Origin of the sequence: Mesorhizobium sp. M9A.F.Ca.ET.002.03.1.2 (genome assembly GCF_003952365.1) — a bacterium.
GTDB lineage: Bacteria > Pseudomonadota > Alphaproteobacteria > Rhizobiales > Rhizobiaceae > Mesorhizobium.
Genome location: NZ_CP034443.1, coordinates 5,669,019 through 5,685,293, shown reverse-complemented (window position 1 = coordinate 5,685,293; position 16,275 = coordinate 5,669,019). Strand labels below are relative to the sequence as shown.

The following is a 16,275-nucleotide window of genomic DNA, read 5'->3' as shown; positions in this document are numbered from 1 at the left end:
CCACAGGCAGGGAACACCTAAATGGCGACCATTCCCCTCCAGCTTGCACAGCGCCGGCTCGACACCGGCAATGTGGTGTCCTATCCAGCCGGCTCGCCGGTGGGCGAGGCCATGAAGAATTTTGGCAACGAGCTTTCAGCAGTCGCCGAGCGCTATCGGCAGCAAAAAGAGCAGCAGGAGGCATTCGACGCCGACATCACCAGTCGACAGTTCAAGGCACAGATCGCCCAAGCAGAAGCCGAAGCAACCCAGAATGCGCCAGCAGATGGTAATGGACTGCATGATGCTATGTATGGCCAGGTCGATCCGAAGACCGGCCAAGTGGTCAAACCCGGCCTGTTCGACGTGCTCTTCGAGAGGACAGTGCTGAAAATACCCGAGAGCCAGCGCGCCAACTTCATCAAGCAGAAGGATGTCCTGCGCGCGGCCGGCTCGGTTCGGATGGCCGGTTACCAGTTGGCGCGCCGACGGGACTATGAGCAAACTGAATGGTCCAAAGTTCAAGACGGTTACATCAGCGTCATCGCGGATATTGACCCGGCGGACACCGAAACTTTTGAGGCGATTTGGCAGAGCGGGCTCAACCTTATCGCGAAGATGGGCGACCCCGTCGCCCGGCAACTGGCCGAAGATGCTTGGCGCAGCAGTACGGAAAAAGCTCTCGCTGAGGCGCTGATCGCGCAGGAGGCGAAGACCAGCGGCGAGGCGTCGGCGGAAATTTAAACGCGCTGGACGGATATATCGGCGCCATGGAAGAATGGGTTGAAGCCGCGCAAGCGGGGAAGTCGGTGACGGATTTCATCCCGGTCAATGTGCCGGCCAATCCTGCCAACGCTGAAATGCTAGATCGACGTCTCAAATTCCTTGATGAAAAGGCAATGCCAGAACTTCAAACGTGGTGATGCTTTGCCGCTTGCCAACAGCGCCAACAATCGTGCCAGGCCGCCGCGTTTTATCGCGCTGTCATCAGCCGGTGGTCTGATTATGGTCATGATGGTAGCCTATGACGTGCCGCAGCCTCCAAATCGTCGCGCAAGCGGTGGTGCCTGCCGGGCCATGCCAGCCAGACTTTTCAGATGAAGGATTGACCTTATCTTGTTGCGTTCAGACTCTTATCCGGTGGCGGCAAGGATCGTTTTTCTGGTCGCCCTGGCCGGCGTTTTCCTGCTCGCCCTGTTGCCGGTGCGGCTCTCGCCGGATATCGGCTGGGCCCTCACGGTCCATCAGGACAAGCTCAACCACGCCGCCGCCTTTGCCGTGTTGGCGGTTCTCGGAAGCCTCGGCTGGCCTGAGCACAAGGCAAGGCTGATTGTTCTCCTCGCTTTCACGGGTGCTGCGATCGAGCTTCTTCAGGGCGCGCAGCTGATAGGGCGCGATATGGATGGATTCGACCTGGTTGCCGACTGCGCCGGCATGGCGTTTGGGCTGACAATCGCCGGCTGGACAAAAAGGCGCGTTCGCGAATTGACATAGGTCGCAGCGTTTTTGAGCGTTTCTTTTCTCTCAAGACAAGAGCCCGGCTAAACCAACCGCGTCTCTTCCGCGCCCAGGGGGCAGGCGCTTTCCCCAGATACCTCATCGACCGCCCGTCCTTCGGGCGTGCGCCGACGTCCCTAATTTTCAAGCCTCGCTTCGCGAGGCTTTTTTCATGGAGCAAGCCTGATGGCCCGACCTGCAACTGCCGCCGTTCGATTGTTGACCGGCGAACGCGAACCCGTGCGTCTGGCGACCACGGCCAACATCATCCTTCGTGGCCTGCAGGTCATCGACGGCGCGCCGTGCGAGGTTGACGACCGCGTGCTGGTCAAGGACCAGGCCGACCGGAGACAGAACGGCATCTACACGGCGAGCGAAGGCGAATGGTTCCGCGCCGCCGACGCCCGCACTGCCCGCACCTTGCAAAAGGGGACGACGGTTCACACCCAGGTCGGGACGGTCAATGCCGACCGGGTGTTTGAATTTACGGCCGACGAGCCGGTGCTGGGCAGCGATGCCATCACCATTGTCCCTTTCGTGCCGCCTGATATCGAGCGGGTTGTCGAGGAAGTCGAAGCGCTGAAGGATGTGACAGTTGCGGCTGCCGATGCCGCCGCCGGCAGCGCCATGACAGCCGCCACCAATGCCGGCCTGACCGCCGCCGACCGCCTCGAAACGGCTGCCGCCGTGGTTGCGACAGCGGCCAATGTCGCCGCCACGGGCACTAACCTGGCCAGCGCCCAGGCAGCGCGCGACGCGTCTTTATATGGCAAAGGCATCTTTCCGACGATCGCGGCGGCGATCGGCTTTGGCGTCGTCGGCAGCGGTGCGATCACGGCGGGCTCCGGTGGCACCAACGGCACCTTCGATCTGGCGTTTACCGGCGGCGCCGGCTCGGGTGCCGCAGGCCGCTTCGTGGTGGCGGGTGGCGCGCTGACGCAAATCCTGATCACGGCGCCCGGCTCCTATACGGTGGCGCCGAGCTTCAGCTTCGCGGCGTCGGCGGGATTGGCGGAAGCGGCCGCTGCAGTCGTGCTCGGCAGGAATGTTGATGTTGGCGAATATTTCTGGACGGAGGTTTCAACAGGTGTCCTTGGCCTTCACAGTGTAACGGCTGGACCGGTTGCGACGGATACGGGAGGCAGGGCGGCAACGTCCGACCTGATTTCGAACGTCTATAGCTTAGCGATGATCGAAGGCCTTAGTATTCTGACCGCCCGGCTCACAGAGGCCGCAGGGTCGGTAAGCCCATCCGTCTACCGACCCTACTCTTTTGTGTCGGGCGACATGATCGAGCACGTGGTTGTTGCCAAGGCTGGAGAGCGAAGTGCCCTGCAGCTTATCCATAATGGTGCCGGTGCGGTCTACATAGCCAACTTCAATCTCGAAGAAGGTGTCGTCTCAAGTAGCTCGGGCGCGAATATCGTCAGCACGGCCATCACCGATCTCGGCTCCGGATGGTACGAGTGCAAGGCCGTCGTTCTTGTCGCCGCCAACGTTACGAATAATGTCCAGACCCGCATGTCTTCCGCTGGCGTCCTTCCATACACGGCCGACGGAATGAGCGGCATGTACATTCGCAGCATTGTGCTGCGCAAGCAGGGCGAGACCGCCAACCTGTTTCCGAGCAGCGACCCGGTCGCCGAAAGCTTTACCAAGCAGGGCGCGACGGTTACCACCACGACCAGCCCGTATGAACCGGCCCTGATCCCCCTGCCTCCGCTCGTCGACGAACTCGACGTGTTGATCAGAGGCCGTATGACGGCATCGAAACTTGTCGAAATGACCGGCCCGGGCAGTCCTTCCGTCTGGCAGGCCAAGTCGGTGGTCAGCGGCGATAGTATCGTTTGGAGGGTCATAGCCAAGAAGGCCGAGCGTCATCGCCTCAACCTGTTCTCCAACTCCGGAGCGAGCGTCAACTGCACCTTCGATCTCGACCTCGGAACGGCAATCGGAACCGGAGCTAGCATCCTCGCTTTGGGCAATGGCTGGTACGAATGCACGGTGGAGGCGGCAGCGACGGCCACGTCTGGCGCCAACTGGCAGAACCGCATTTTCCCCATCGCCGGCGGACACCCGTATGTCGGCGATGGTGCGTCCGGGCTTTACGTTCAGCGGTCAGAACTTAGCATCAACGGCGGACCGAATGTCTTCTTCTCTTCGGAGGACCTGTCCACCTCTTCTTGGGCGAAGAGCGCAGGCGCCACGGTCGTCCCGGATGCCGCCCTGTATCTGGGGCTTCTCTCGGACCCGGCCAGCGCTGGCGGAGACGCATACGACGATGGTTCTGCTGCTCTCGTAGGCAAGAAGTTGGTAGCCCTTGGCTCCAGCATCACGGCTCAAGGGCAATACACCAGCGTTTTGGCCGAACAGACTGGAATGGTTCTCACCAATCTCGGCGTCGGCGGCGCGGCGCTGGGCGCCAGCACAACTGGGTATCCGAGCTATGGCATTTACAACGCCATAGGCGGCGTCCCGGCCGACACCGAAATCGTGACGCTTGAAGCCGGCATCAACGACTTTGGGGCGCAAGAGGTCACGCTCGGCGCACTCAACGATACCACGACCGCCACCTTCTATGGGGCGCTCTTCGCCGCGGTAACTGCCATACGAGCGCAGGCACCGTCTGCTAAGATCATCTTCATGACACCCTACAGCGGTGGGCCTGGCCACGCCACCCACAAGATTTTGAGGGTCAACGGCCAGGGCAACACGCTCGATCAATTCATGCAGGCAGTGCGGGATGTCGCTAATCTGACCGGCTGGCCGCGCATCGATGTCGGCGGCGAAAGCGGTATCGGCTACTTCACCTCGGCGCTTTATATGTCGGACGAGCTCCACATCAATGCGGCGGGCGGGCTGCGGCACGGAACGTTCGATGTCGAGGAGTTTCGCCGTCTGTCGCGTCGGGGCTTCTTCGGAGCCTAGACTGGGATGATCCTGTATGGCAGATGTTCGCGAATGCGCATCTTCTCCACCATCCTCGCTCTTCGCCGCCGTTTTTGGTCGTGGATCGCTACGGGCGCTGCAAAGGAGAATGCTACCATCGGACCGCGAACCCGGTTCGGTGCCGGGGCTGAAATCTTCAACATCCACGGCGACCGATCACGGGTTTCGATTGGCGCGGACAGCCATTTGGACGGACATTTGCAGGTATTCGCACACGAGGGTCGCATCGAGATCGGCGACTGGTTCTTCCTTGGTGCTGGCTCGACGGTCTGGTCCTCAGACCCAATCGGCATCAAGATTGGCAAGCGAGTGCTTGTTTCTTCAGGTGTCGTGATCCACGATACAAACTCTCATCCAATGGATCCAGAAAAGCGTTTCGAGCAAACGAGGGCCATCTTTAAAGCGGGTCATCCGCGTATTGATCCTGGCATCCGCTCGGCTCCGGTGACGATCGGTGATGATGTCTGGATTGGCACCGGTGCCATGATCATGAAAGGCGTGACCGTTGGCGATCGGGCGATAATTTCTGCCGGCGCCATCGTGCGATCGGATGTCCCGTCCGACGCCTTGGTGCCGCCTGGCCGACCAGTGAAATGATGCGCAGGGTTGCCTCATCAATGAGCACTGCGCGTCCAAGAGCTTCATATGCAGGTGCGGCATCTCCTTGCAAATCTCTTTGAACTACATACGCATCTTTTCGGCATCGGCGTCCCTGTCAACTGACGGTTTCGACGACGGGCATGTGTTTGATCCGTTCCCACTGATCCTTCGCTGTCGTGCCCGACCAGCGGTTGCGAAGGGTGCTTTCTCGATAGGCCTGGACGGGATCAAGTTCCGGCAATTTCGAAGCCTCAGGTAGGAAGAAGACATTTCCTCCGGCGGCCGAAACGGCGACGAGCTTGTAGCCGTGTGTTTTGCAGAGGTTCGTCAGCGCGGTAATCGAGGCGCCGTGATACCAGCCACTTTCGTGTTTCGCACTTCGATCGAATGATGGATCATAGGGCACTGTGATCGGGTGAAGGCCAAAGCTGGCATTGTACTCGACGGCGATGACAGCTGGCCGCACCGGCAATAAAGCATTGAGAAACCAATAGTCGTTTCCATCAACATCTACCGATAGCACCCCAAGCCTCGGAAAGTGCGTTCCCAGGTTGCTGATGTTGTCGAGAGTGATGAAACTCTGACGTGCTTCGATATGTTTCGGAAGGAGGGAACGGGCCAATCGAACAGTTTGTGCGTCACCATCCACCAGAAGGCCCTGAAAGTCACGAAGCCCGATACAATTGTATTCTGTGGGATGGAAGCCAAATTCCAGGAAGGTACGGGGGCATTGCCCGACAATCTGGGACAGAATTAAACTTTCATCGGATTGAGGGGCTCCGCCGAGATGCCCCTTGATGAGGTGATAATAGTAGCGGAGAGGACTCGCGCGAAGTAAGTTGTGCATACGGGATCGGATGCTCATAGATCGACTCCTCGACCATTTGCCCATCTGCCCCGCCGCTATTTGCGGCAAGCACCTCCACTTTGCAAGCGTGATGATGAGGTGTTCACGCTCTAGTTCGTTTGCCTCGACAACGCCTATTGATGGCTGTCTTGCGGCTTGTCGTGAGAGCCGTGCTGGCTGTTCGACCACCAGATAAAATACAGCGAACCGATCTTCATGACCGGCACGCGGCGCTCGCGTTCCCGTCCCCGCAATTCGCGGTAGACTTTCACTTTCAGAGTGCCGCCCGGCAATCTGATACGCACTGCCATCGGTTCAACTCCCGCCGTGCAACGCAAGATTGGTGTGCAATGCAGCAATTAGAGAACTTCCCCTGCGGAAGAGTCAACAGCCGATGGGCGAGTTTTTCTGACTATTTCCGGAAGGATTTGAGCAGGCGCCCGATGAGGGCGTCAAGGCGCTGGCTGGGGCCGATCAGGATCGTCCGGCGCACCCGCTTCGTTGTTCAGAGGACGCCGACTGTTCGACCACCAGGATAAATAGACCGAACCGATCTTGACGACAGGTATGCGGCGCTCGCGCTCGCGGGCGCGCAATTCACGATAAATCTTCACCTTCAAGGTGCCGCCCGGCAACCTGATACGCACTGCCATTGCCCCCAACCCCCGTTGTGCAATGCAGCGACTAAAGAGCTTCCGTAGCGGAAGAGTCAATAGCCGATCCTTGACTATTTCTGGGGCCATTTCCGAAAGGAAACCGGCGCGAACGTCAGCGCGCGGCGTGGTCAGGATCATCCGGTGCGTGGTCGTGTGCCCCGCTTTTTTTGGTCGAGGATGGACGATCCGACATGCTGCTCGGCCACCAGACGATGAAGTAATTTCCCACCTGCAACACCGGGACCTGGCGTTTCTGCTCGCGGCGGCGCAGCTCGTCTTTTTTCTTGATCTTAAGAGTCCCGCCCGGAAGCCTGATCCTAATTGTCACGTGCCCTCCCGCACCTCGTCTCCCACAAGGTACGAACGGTTCATGGGAGCAGTTTCATCCCGGCTAAGCAATTTCGGTTCAGGTGGCAATCGAGCTGTTTTCAAATGGCCGACACCATCACTTGAAGAAATCCGCCATGCCCTGGATGGCCAGGAACGCGTAAAGGATCGGCCCGGCGACCAGCCCGCAATAGAGGCAGAAGATCGCTGCCAGCGCCACAAGCAGGGGCCTGTCGCGGCCCACCGCGCAGAGTTCGGCCTTCACCGTCCAGCGCGCCGCGGCCGTTCCTTCGCCTTGCGACATGGTAAATCCTCCCCTGTCATCCCCTTGGGCTCATTTCACACAATCGCTTGCAAACATCAACCTGCCCGCGAGGGCGGAAAGGACAACCATGGATACAACGTTCAAGGGCACCGCCAGGCGCCTCACCGATCTCGATCTGCCGAGGCTTGGCGCCAGGATCGGCGTCGGCGAGGATGAGATCCACGCCTTTCTCGATGTCGAGACCAGCGGGCATGGCTTCGACGCCCAGGGCCGGCCGATCATCCTGTTCGAGCCGCATGTCCTTTTCCGCAACCTGTCGGGGGCGGCGCGGGCGCAAGCTGTCGCAGCCGGCCTTGCCTATCCCCGGTGGGGTGAAAAGCCTTATCCCCGGGACAGCTACCCGCGCCTGAAAGCGGCTATCGCGATCGACGAGACGGCGGCGCTCAGATCGGCGTCGTGGGGGCTGGGCCAGGTTCTCGGCGAGAATTTCAAGGCGGCCGGCTTCCTCACCGTGCAGGCCATGGTCGAAGCCATGATGGAGGACGAGGAAAGCCAGCTCCTGGCTGCGGTGAACTTCATCAAGTTCCACAAGCTCGATATTGCTCTTCGCAAGCACGATTGGGCGGGTTTCGCGAAGGGCTACAACGGATCGGGCTACAGGAAAAACGCCTACGACACCAAGCTGGCCAATGCCTATCGCAAATGGTCGCGCATCAAGGATACGCCGTGGCCGCCTGCCGCGGCGCCTATGCCTCCCCAGCCCGCTCCGGCTCCTGTCCCGGCTCCGCAGCCGCCGAAGCCCGTCACGCCGCCCGCATCGGCCCCTATGCCCACGCCAGCGGCAAAGCCAAGCCCTATCTCCGAATACGTTGAACGCAACTGGCTGTGGCGGCTGATCCTGGCGAGCATCGGCGTAATCTTCTCCTGGAAAGGCAAATGACATGCTGATCAACCAACCAACGCTTGCGCCAAGCCGGAAGCTGTCCGCCGCCATGATCTCGGCTTCGCTCGCCGGGGTCATCAAGGCAGCCGTGACCAATGCATGGCCGCAATTCGCCGATCCCATGATCTGGGAGCCGCTTCCCGTCATCGTCGGATTCGCAGTCGGCTACTTCGTGAGGGAACGCCGATGAAAACCGCCTTCTGGGTTCTCACCGCGCCTGTCGCGTGGCTCAGCTTCGGCATGGCCGGCCCGATCCTCTACACCGCTTTCATGATGGCGACGGGGAGGCGGCTTAAATGACCACGATCCTCACCATTCTCGGCGCCATCATTGGCAACAAGACGATCATCGCGACCTTCGCCGCGCTGGTCGGTGGCCTCGGGCTGTACCTCGCCGGCGGCATCAGCCGGGCGAAGAAGGAAGCGGCAAAGCAGGCGGGAAAAGACCTTGCCGCCGCACAAGACCGTCTCGAGATGGATAGGGAGGCCACGGTCGCCGAACGCCAAGCCGCCGGCATGACGGACGCCGAAGCAAGAGCGGAGGCGGCAAAATGGGCTCGGCATTGAAAGTACTCACTCTGTGCATGGCGCTCGCCGCCTGCACGACAACACCGCCAGTCAACGATCCGCGCCAGGTCTGGTGCGACCACAGCCAGCCGCGCCGTCCGTCCGCGGTCGTCGTCGCCGCCATGACGCGGCCCGAGCTCGACGAGGTGAACGCCTACAACGGGAAGGGCGCCAGATGGTGCGGGTGGAGGCCATGATACACGAGCTCCTCGATACGCTCGGCATCAAGGCTGCGGTCGTGGTCGCCGGCCTTTCCGGCGGCATTTTGCGAGCCTTGTCGCGCCACCGCTACAAGGTCCGCGAGATGGTGGCGTCGCCAATCTGTGGCGCGCTGGCAGCGGCGTACCTGACGCTTCCCGTGGTGCAATATTTCCGTGCCACCGGCCTGCCTGTCCCGTCGGCCGACGATGACACCACGACGCTGGCCGCGGCGTTCCTCATCGGCGTGTCGGCGATGTGGATCTCGGACATCGTCTTCGAGGTGGTGGTGAAGCGGTTCAAGCCGGAGAAGGAGGAGTGAGCGCCTGTCTTATCGCACCGCAGCAACAACCTTCCGCGCGCGAGAGATGCAGCTTCGGTTGGAGGTCGCGGAACCAGAAGCGAAGGTGCGCGTTAGGCACGACCCTCGTGAGGATACCATGCCAGCTCGCCCAATAGCCTCGACAGCCGCAGCGATCCTGCTTGCCGCCACAAGCATGGCTTACGCCCGGCCGGACGCGCGCACCATGACATGTGAACAGACGCAGCAGCTGATCCAGAGCCGGCGCGCGGTCGTCCTGACCACTGGCCGCAACACCTATGATCGATATGTCCGCCAATTCGGCAATGAGTGCGACTGGCCCGAAGTGCCGACCGCCGCCTATGTCTGGACGCATGATGGTCAATGTCGGGTCCATCGATGCGAGGAACCGGTCTTCGATTTTCCGGACTGAGAGGCAGTCGGCGCCCGATTCAAGGATTTTCGCGGGAAGCCGTGGGATCCGATGCTCTAGAAGCCGAAAAATTGCCAGCCGACCAGATATCCAAGCGCAACGACCACCAGGGGAAACAAGGCCGGCGCCAACCGGCTGAGGGCGGAGCTCCTTGCCGGTTCCCTGGGGATGTTCCTGACGGCGTTACCGAGGTCCTTGGTCATGATCCCTGTATAGTAGCAATCGCTGATTAACGATTTCTCAACATGCTCCGCCCGGAAACGGGGCGTTTTTTTGCGTCTTCAACGCATGTCATCTCCGTTGTCGGCCAAAAAGCTATCGTCGGTCGAACAGGAGTAACGGAGCCAGCATGGAATCGGGGCGCGTTGCCGCATGCGGGAACCAATCGCGGCCCACCTGCTTTGACAAGGAGATGATCCTTCGCGGGAAGGAGCCCGAGATGAAACCTTTTGTGTTCTTGCCAAGCACGTTGAGGATGGGCGTTCTGGGCGCACTGGCATTGGCGGCGCCGGTTGCCGCCCAGACGGACAACCAGGCACCCGACCAGGCGCCTGTCCAGCCCGGCTCCTGCCAGGCCGAACCGCAAAACGGCCAGCAGCTCAAGCCGCCCGTCAACAACGGGGTCAGCAACAACAACAGCCTGACTGACACGCTTGATCCCTGCAACGGCGTGCTGCTGCCGCCGCCGACGGGCGATTTTGGCATAACCGCACTGCCGCCAGACGAAGGCAAGACGCCGGTGATCAAGCCCGGCGAGGTTCCGCCGCAGCCGCCGAAACAATAGGCACAGCATGCCGTCTCGCGACGGTTCGCGACGGCGCAAGCTTTTTCGCTTTCGGTCAGGAACATTAGTTATTGCTAATTGTTCTTGTCGAAGCAGTCGATATCATCCCCCCACCGGTATCGCTGCTGATCGGGAAATCCGATCGGCCCGCGTTCCTGCAACAGGAACGCGGGTCACTGCGATTGCTCGCAGCAACGCACCAGGGCAGCGCCAATGTGGTGATCAATTAGCCGCCACTCACGGAACAAGAAGGTTGCGTGGGCGTTTGCAATCTGGGTCCGCGGTTCCCGATAGGTGGAAGGCGGAGCCCGCAACCAGACAGGAGAAGACGATGAAAATCCACCTTGTTCCTGCCGCCGCCGGGCTAGTTCTGCTCGCCGGTGTCGGCGTGGCCACCGCAGACCAGGTGATTGTTACGCCCGAGCAGCAGACAGTCATCCGCGAATATGTGGACAGGCAGCCGCTGGCGTCGATTAGCCTTCTGGGAGTGGAGCTCAATGTCGGTTCCACCTTGCCCGATACGGTTGAACTTCATCCGATTGATGTTCCCGACGTCGAATACAGATACGTAATCGTCGACGATCACACCGTGCTGGTCGATCCCGGCACGCGCAGGATCGTGCAGGTCATCGACTGACCTTCACCCGCCGCTCTCTCGGGAATGCAAGGAGAGAGCGGCGGGCCTGCCGGCCGTTACCGGATGTGATCGTCGTCTGGGAAGGAAAGGAGCCATTTCCATGTTGCCGCATGTCGAGTCAGCCAATGTGGCCGCATCTGTCGACAAATTGCTTGCTGAACGGGGCACTGCCCTGTTGTCGATGAAGGAGCTGATTGCAGCGGTGCGTGAGCGAACTGGAACGGAGCGCTCGGATGCGGATCTGGCGGGGCTGATCACCAAGAAGGCAGCACTCCTCGGTGTCGCGGTTCTGTCCGACTAGGCTTCTGTCCGACTAGGCTGGGGGCCGCTCAAGACGCCGATCGAAATTTCAGCTAAGACAGTTGTCGCTCGAGAAAGTGAAGCGATGGAGGTAATAGTGACGGACGACAGGCAGGAACGCATTCGTCGGCGGGCCCACACAATTTGGGAACAAGCCGGTCGGCCCGACGGCGCGCATCAGCAGCACTGGGACCAGGCCACTGCTGAGATCGACAGTGAGGAGGGCAAGCCAAAAGCGAAGGCGGCTCAGCCGAAAAAGCCGGCCGCCAAGGCCAGCGGGGACACCAAGCCAAAAACTGCCCGGCCGCGCAAGGCGTAAGCGAGCTAGCACCGGACCCAACGTGGAAGCCGGTTTTGGGACAATCCCACGCCGGATAAGGGCGACGGATCGACAAGGGGCGACGGATCCAAACGCGGAAACCGAATCCATTGCCGGCGGGGCAGTCTCCGGCACAAAGGGGATCAGCTTCTGAGCAGTCCGAATAAATGGCGTTTCGGCCGCGGGACGAAACTTGCCGCGGCCGAAACGCAAAAGCGTGAATTCCCGAAGTTCGATCTCGGCTACTTGCCGCAGTGGTTGTCGTTGACGGTAGGTGAAACCGTGCCGGGAGCCTTGTTCGTCGCATCAGGCATCGCGCCCTGCGGGCTTATAGGGCAGTTCTGGTCGGCATTGGAATTCAAGCCGTCAGGCCCCACGATGCTACCGGTAGTTCCGTAATCGACAGCATTCGGATCGGCCAGGTTTGGATCGATCGGGGCCGGGTCGGTGACGACGCTTCTGTCGCTGCCAGTACCCATGTCAGCGCTTGGGTCGCTGGCATCCTGGGCCATCGCAGAGGTAGCCAGACCGGCGGCGAGCACGGACGCTGCAAGGATTTTCCTAAGCATGGTTTGTCTCCATTTGTCTGCATTTTTTCGGTTGTCGCCGCATTTGCGACTATAGAAAAAACCGCTCGGAGTGGCGAAGGTTCCCATAAAATTCGAGCCAGCAACTAACCGTTCGCAATCAATCTTGCCCCGGCGAGGGGGTGCCGGAGCGTAACAATCGTACTGGCCATGAGCCGTTGACATGACTGCCGCGCCACGATATTGAACAGGATTATACAGGTATACTGGACAGGTATTCCATGGCGCGCCGCACCAATCTATCGTCTCCCGGAACGGGCAAGCCGGAGCGGATCGCAACCGTCCTCGAACACGAGATCCGCTCCGGCGTGCTCGGTTTCGGCGACCGCCTGCAGAGCGAGAACGAGCTCGTCCAGCGCTTTTCCGTCAGCCGCAACACCATCCGCAAGGGGCTTGAGGAATTGTCTAGCCGCGGGCTGATCACCACCAAGGTCGGCATCGGCTCGTTCGTCACCTTCGACGGCATGCCGGTCGACGACGCCGTCGGCTGGTCGCGGGCGCTGGCCAATGCCGGCGCCAATGCCGACACACGCACGCTTAGGCTCGAAGTCATGCAGGATGCCGAACTTGCCGCCAGGCTCGGCGTCGAAAGCCCTTTCTTCATCGCCGTTGACCGTGTCCGCACCAACGCTGAAGACGGCCATGCCATCTCGATCGAGCGCAGCCGATTGCCGCTGTCGCCCGAACTGGAGGACGTGCCGTTGCGCGGCCTGCGCGAAGGCTCACTACACCAGACGCTGCGTGGGGCGGGGCTTGTCCCCGATCATGGCGAGGAGTGGGTCGATATCGAGATGCTGAGCGCCGAGGACGCGGCCATTCTCGACTGTTCGCCTGGCGCGCCGTTCCTGCGCACGCGGCGGTTGACGCGCGCCGCCGACGGTCGCGCCATCGAGTTTGTCACAAGCCTGCTCAATCCCGCGCATTTCGCCCTTCACCTGGAGTTCTGAGATGCCGGACATGGCGCTGGCCGAGACGATCGATCGGGCGATGGGCGCGCTCATCGGCGGCGCGCTGGGCGATGCGCTCGGCATGCCGACGCAACTTTTGTCGCCGGCCCGCATCGCTGAACTCTACGGCCATGTCGAGGATTTCGTCGCGCCTGTCGCCGACCATCCGGTGTCCAAGGGCCTGGCCGCCGGCACCATTACCGACGACACCGAACAGGCGCTGCTGCTCGGCCGTATCCTGGTTGTTTCAGGCGATGGCTTCGATCACACGGGCTGGGTCAACGCGCTGCTCGAATGGGAGCGCGAGGTCAAGGCGCGCGGCAGCTACGATCTGCTCGGACCATCGACCAAGCGCGCCATCGACGCCATCAATGACGGCGTGCCGGCCGAGGAAGCTGGGCGTAGCGGCGACACCAATGGTGCCGCGATGCGCATCGCGCCAGTCGGCATCATGATGCCGCTGGAACCGCTCGACGCGCTGGTCGCCAAGGTTGCGGAAACCTGCCGGGCGACGCACAACACCTCGATCGCCATTGCCTCGGCCGCTGCGGTGGCCGCCGCCGTCAGCAGCGGCGTTGCCGGCGACGACTGGCGCACCGCTTTGGACCTAGCCGTCACGGCGGCCAGGCGTGGCGCAGCACTGGGTCATTGGGTCACCGGCGGCGATATCGCCGCGCGCATCGACTGGGCGAGGGGCCTCGTTCGCGGCAAGCCCGTCACCGATGGGATACGGCTCATCGTCGACCTGGTCGGCACCGGCGTTGCCAGCCAGGAATCGGTTCCGGCGGCCTTCGCGGTGCTGGAAATCGCTGGCGGCGATCCTTGGCGAGCGGCCGTCATCAGCGCCAATCTTGGGGGCGACACCGATACGATCGGCGCCATTGCCGCCGGCATTGCCGGCGCCTGCGCCGGCTTTTGCCGATTGCCGCAGGAACACATTGCCCGGCTCAAAGGCATTGACATTGCGCAGGTGCGCGCGCTCGCCGCCGACCTGGTCGCGGCGCGGTCGGCGAAAAGCAATTCAGGCAAGGACGCGGCGGCATGAACGGGCGTCTCGTCCATGTCGGCAGCGCGGTGGTCGATTATGTCTACCGCATCGACGCCTTGCCGGCGCCCGGCACCGAAAAGACCGCATCGAGCTATGCCCAGGTCGCCGGCGGCGGCTTCAATATGATGGTCGCCGCCAGCCGCACCGGGATGAAGGTCGTCTTCGGCGGCCAGCTCGGCAGCGGGTCGAATGGCGATTTCCTGCGTGCCGCCTTTGCAGCCGAAGGCATCGAGACGCTGACGCCGCCATCCCTGGTGATGGACAGCGGCAATTGCGTCGCGCTGATCAGCAGCGATGCGGAACGCACTTTCGTGTCGTGGCCGGGCGCGGAGGGCGTGCTGAGCGTTGATCTCCTGGCGCCGGTGTCGATCGTGCCAGGAGACTGGGTATTCACCTCCGGCTACACGCTGAGCTATGCCGGGAGCCGCGACGCGCTGGCCGACTGGATCGAGGCCCTGCCGGCGGAAACTCCTTTCGTCTTCGATCCGACCCCGGTTGTATCAGACATCCCTCGCGCGATCCTTTCACGCGTGCTCGCCCGCACGACATGGCTGAGCTGCAATATGGCGGAAGCGGCCGAGATCGCTGGCTTTGGCGACATCGAGGCCTTCGCGGTACGGCTTCTGGCCGACCACTGCCCCAAGGCGGCGGGCGTTGTCATCCGCGCCGGGGCCCAAGGCTGTTTCGTGCGGCTGGCCGACGGCACCGCGCAGGCCGTGCCCGGCTTCAAGGTTGCCGCCGTCGACACCAACGGCGCCGGCGATACGCATATCGGCGCCTTCATCAGCGCGTTGTCGCGCGGTGTACCGCCTTTCGAGGCGGCGCGCTACGCCAATGCGGCGGCGGCGCTCTCGGTCACCCGCCATGGCGGGTCGTCGGCGCCGACCGATCAGGAGATCCAGACATTCCTCAGCCACGGCGATCGGTCGACGACCGCGCATGGCCGGAAGCAAGAGGCCCATTTCTGACAGCCTCAATGACGTAACAAGCCCGCCAACCGGGCAAACAATGAGAGGAACGAACATGCGCATGCCCAAACCGACTGCTTTTCTGACGTCAATCGCCGTCTTCGCTTCTGCACTGACGTTGGCTGCCAAGGCCGACGAGGTGAATGTGCTCAACTGGAAGGGCTACGGCGCCGACGAGCCCTGGGCCATCGCGGCCTTCGAGAAGGCGACCGGCAACAAGGTCGTCAACGACTTCTTCAATTCTGAACAGGAAATGCTGACCAAGCTCAGGACCAATCCCGGCCTCTACGACGTCGTCATGATCAACGCCGCCTTCAACGACCAGGCGATGGCGGAAAAACTGATCCAGCCGATCGATGTCTCGAAGATTCCCAACTATGCCGACATCAGCCCGGACAAATCAGGATCGCCGATGCTCGCCCGCGACGGCAAGGTCTATGGCGTGCCATGGGTGTGGGGGCTAACCGCGCTCGCCATCAACGAGAAATCCTTCGAGACTCCGCCGACCAGCATCACCGAGATGTGGAACGAAGCTCGTAAGGGCCGCGTCGTCATCCGTGACGATGCCGTCGAAGCGGTCCAGTTCGGCGCCATCGCTACCGGCCAGAACATAAACGATATCAAAGACATGGAGGCGGTCAAGGCAAAGCTGACCTCGCTGATGCCGCAGATCAAGACGTTCTGGAGCTCGGAGAACGACTGGAACCAGATGGTCGCCTCCAACCAGATTGATATCGGCACCTACTGGAGCGGCTCGGCCGACCGCGCCAAGACGCACTTCAAGCTGCCGGTCTCGCTGGTCATCCCGCAGGAAGGCGCCGTCGCCTGGCTCGACGCCTTCTCCATTCCCGTCGGCGCCAAGAACGTTGCCGGCGCCGAGGCCTTCATCAACTACATGATCGATCCCGGCTTCTACGTCGAATGGGTCACCAAGGTTGGCGCGCCGGTGTCAGCCAATACCAAGGCGGTGGAGGCGCTTCCCGAAGACGCTTTCAACCGCAAGGTGATGGGCGATCCCGATGTCGCCAAGCGCATCCAGTTCCAGGCGCCGATCACCGACGCGCAGCGCGAGGCTTATCTGGCATTGTGGCAGGAGTTGAAGGTCGACGTGAAGTAGCGGCTGG

Annotated in this window: 25 protein-coding genes; 19 read left to right on the top strand and 6 right to left on the bottom strand. The window is 61.6% G+C overall.

What is annotated here, in order from left to right:
• The first annotated feature begins 21 nt into the window (after positions 1–21).
• The 5 genes from EJ066_RS27545 (at position 22) to EJ066_RS27530 (ending at position 5,022) form a co-directional block, all read left to right on the top strand.
• On the top strand, positions 22–723 hold the full coding sequence (locus tag EJ066_RS27545) for a hypothetical protein (RefSeq protein WP_126043082.1): 702 nt from the start codon (positions 22–24) through the stop codon (positions 721–723).
• Positions 724–749: 26 nt separating this feature from the next.
• Entirely contained in the window at positions 750–902 is a 153-nt protein-coding gene (locus tag EJ066_RS31540; RefSeq protein WP_189644379.1) for a hypothetical protein, read from the top strand.
• A 193-nt stretch (positions 903–1,095) separates the two neighbouring features.
• A complete protein-coding gene (locus EJ066_RS27540; RefSeq protein ID WP_245454992.1) occupies positions 1,096–1,473 on the top strand; it encodes a hypothetical protein in 378 nt (125 codons plus the stop codon).
• Between the two features lie 222 nt (positions 1,474–1,695).
• Positions 1,696–4,404 carry an SGNH/GDSL hydrolase family protein gene (locus EJ066_RS27535; protein WP_189644378.1) on the top strand — a complete coding sequence of 903 codons (2,709 nt, stop codon included), beginning with the start codon at positions 1,696–1,698 and terminating at the stop codon, positions 4,402–4,404.
• A gap of 6 nt (positions 4,405–4,410) precedes the next feature.
• Positions 4,411–5,022, top strand: a complete 612-nt coding sequence (locus EJ066_RS27530; RefSeq protein WP_126043080.1) for an acyltransferase — start codon at positions 4,411–4,413, stop codon at positions 5,020–5,022.
• A gap of 118 nt (positions 5,023–5,140) precedes the next feature.
• Here EJ066_RS27530 and EJ066_RS27525 read toward each other — a convergent pair whose 3' ends face one another.
• The 5 genes from EJ066_RS27525 to EJ066_RS27510 form a co-directional block, all read right to left on the bottom strand.
• Positions 5,141–5,890, bottom strand: coding sequence for a hypothetical protein (locus tag EJ066_RS27525; RefSeq protein WP_126043079.1), 750 nt, complete (start codon positions 5,888–5,890; stop codon positions 5,141–5,143).
• 116 nt (positions 5,891–6,006) lie between these two features.
• Entirely contained in the window at positions 6,007–6,183 is a 177-nt protein-coding gene (locus EJ066_RS31535) for a hypothetical protein (protein WP_189644377.1), read from the bottom strand.
• Positions 6,184–6,324: 141 nt separating this feature from the next.
• Positions 6,325–6,525 carry a hypothetical protein gene (locus tag EJ066_RS27520; RefSeq protein WP_126043078.1) on the bottom strand — a complete coding sequence of 67 codons (201 nt, stop codon included), beginning with the start codon at positions 6,523–6,525 and terminating at the stop codon, positions 6,325–6,327.
• Between the two features lie 115 nt (positions 6,526–6,640).
• Complete coding sequence (locus EJ066_RS27515; RefSeq protein ID WP_126043077.1) at positions 6,641–6,856, bottom strand: hypothetical protein; 216 nt, start codon at positions 6,854–6,856, stop codon at positions 6,641–6,643.
• Between the two features lie 117 nt (positions 6,857–6,973).
• A complete protein-coding gene (locus EJ066_RS27510) occupies positions 6,974–7,159 on the bottom strand; it encodes a hypothetical protein (protein WP_126043076.1) in 186 nt (61 codons plus the stop codon).
• An 88-nt stretch (positions 7,160–7,247) separates the two neighbouring features.
• On the opposite strand from EJ066_RS27510, the gene EJ066_RS27505 reads away from it, so the two are divergent.
• From EJ066_RS27505 to EJ066_RS27460, 10 genes are all read left to right on the top strand, one after another.
• Positions 7,248–8,060: an N-acetylmuramidase family protein gene (locus EJ066_RS27505; RefSeq protein ID WP_126043075.1), complete on the top strand. Its 813-nt coding sequence runs from the start codon at positions 7,248–7,250 to the stop codon at positions 8,058–8,060.
• A gap of 1 nt (position 8,061) precedes the next feature.
• A complete protein-coding gene (locus EJ066_RS27500; RefSeq protein WP_126043074.1) occupies positions 8,062–8,253 on the top strand; it encodes a hypothetical protein in 192 nt (63 codons plus the stop codon).
• Between the two features lie 106 nt (positions 8,254–8,359).
• Positions 8,360–8,629: a hypothetical protein gene (locus tag EJ066_RS27495; protein ID WP_126043073.1), complete on the top strand. Its 270-nt coding sequence runs from the start codon at positions 8,360–8,362 to the stop codon at positions 8,627–8,629.
• A complete protein-coding gene (locus tag EJ066_RS27490) occupies positions 8,614–8,826 on the top strand; it encodes a hypothetical protein (protein ID WP_126043072.1) in 213 nt (70 codons plus the stop codon). The genes EJ066_RS27495 and EJ066_RS27490 overlap by 16 nt, the downstream gene beginning before the upstream one ends.
• Positions 8,805–9,149 carry a hypothetical protein gene (locus EJ066_RS27485; RefSeq protein ID WP_189644376.1) on the top strand — a complete coding sequence of 115 codons (345 nt, stop codon included), beginning with the start codon at positions 8,805–8,807 and terminating at the stop codon, positions 9,147–9,149. The genes EJ066_RS27490 and EJ066_RS27485 overlap by 22 nt, the downstream gene beginning before the upstream one ends.
• 118 nt (positions 9,150–9,267) lie before the next feature.
• On the top strand, positions 9,268–9,561 hold the full coding sequence (locus tag EJ066_RS27480; RefSeq protein WP_126043071.1) for a hypothetical protein: 294 nt from the start codon (positions 9,268–9,270) through the stop codon (positions 9,559–9,561).
• Between the two features lie 349 nt (positions 9,562–9,910).
• Complete coding sequence (locus EJ066_RS27475; RefSeq protein WP_348629268.1) at positions 9,911–10,345, top strand: hypothetical protein; 435 nt, start codon at positions 9,911–9,913, stop codon at positions 10,343–10,345.
• 331 nt (positions 10,346–10,676) lie between these two features.
• On the top strand, positions 10,677–10,982 hold the full coding sequence (locus EJ066_RS27470) for a DUF1236 domain-containing protein (protein ID WP_126043070.1): 306 nt from the start codon (positions 10,677–10,679) through the stop codon (positions 10,980–10,982).
• A gap of 100 nt (positions 10,983–11,082) precedes the next feature.
• The gene (locus tag EJ066_RS27465) at positions 11,083–11,283 is read left to right on the top strand and encodes a hypothetical protein (RefSeq protein WP_126043069.1); all 201 of its coding nucleotides are present in this window, start codon (positions 11,083–11,085) and stop codon (positions 11,281–11,283) included.
• A 96-nt stretch (positions 11,284–11,379) separates the two neighbouring features.
• On the top strand, positions 11,380–11,601 hold the full coding sequence (locus EJ066_RS27460; protein ID WP_126043068.1) for a DUF2934 domain-containing protein: 222 nt from the start codon (positions 11,380–11,382) through the stop codon (positions 11,599–11,601).
• A gap of 242 nt (positions 11,602–11,843) precedes the next feature.
• On the opposite strand, the gene EJ066_RS27455 is transcribed toward EJ066_RS27460, so the two are convergent.
• Positions 11,844–12,170: a hypothetical protein gene (locus tag EJ066_RS27455; RefSeq protein WP_126043067.1), complete on the bottom strand. Its 327-nt coding sequence runs from the start codon at positions 12,168–12,170 to the stop codon at positions 11,844–11,846.
• A 239-nt stretch (positions 12,171–12,409) separates the two neighbouring features.
• On the opposite strand from EJ066_RS27455, the gene EJ066_RS27450 reads away from it, so the two are divergent.
• From EJ066_RS27450 to EJ066_RS27435, 4 genes are read left to right on the top strand one after another with little or no spacing between them, the layout of a single operon-like run.
• Positions 12,410–13,135, top strand: coding sequence for a GntR family transcriptional regulator (locus EJ066_RS27450; protein ID WP_126043066.1), 726 nt, complete (start codon positions 12,410–12,412; stop codon positions 13,133–13,135).
• A gap of 1 nt (position 13,136) precedes the next feature.
• A complete protein-coding gene (locus EJ066_RS27445; protein WP_126043065.1) occupies positions 13,137–14,180 on the top strand; it encodes an ADP-ribosylglycohydrolase family protein in 1,044 nt (347 codons plus the stop codon).
• The gene (locus EJ066_RS27440) at positions 14,177–15,151 is read left to right on the top strand and encodes a PfkB family carbohydrate kinase (protein WP_126043064.1); all 975 of its coding nucleotides are present in this window, start codon (positions 14,177–14,179) and stop codon (positions 15,149–15,151) included. Before EJ066_RS27445 ends, EJ066_RS27440 begins: the two co-directional genes overlap by 4 nt.
• Before the next feature lie 55 nt (positions 15,152–15,206).
• Entirely contained in the window at positions 15,207–16,268 is a 1,062-nt protein-coding gene (locus EJ066_RS27435; RefSeq protein WP_126043062.1) for an ABC transporter substrate-binding protein, read from the top strand.
• Positions 16,269–16,275: the final 7 nt, after the last annotated feature.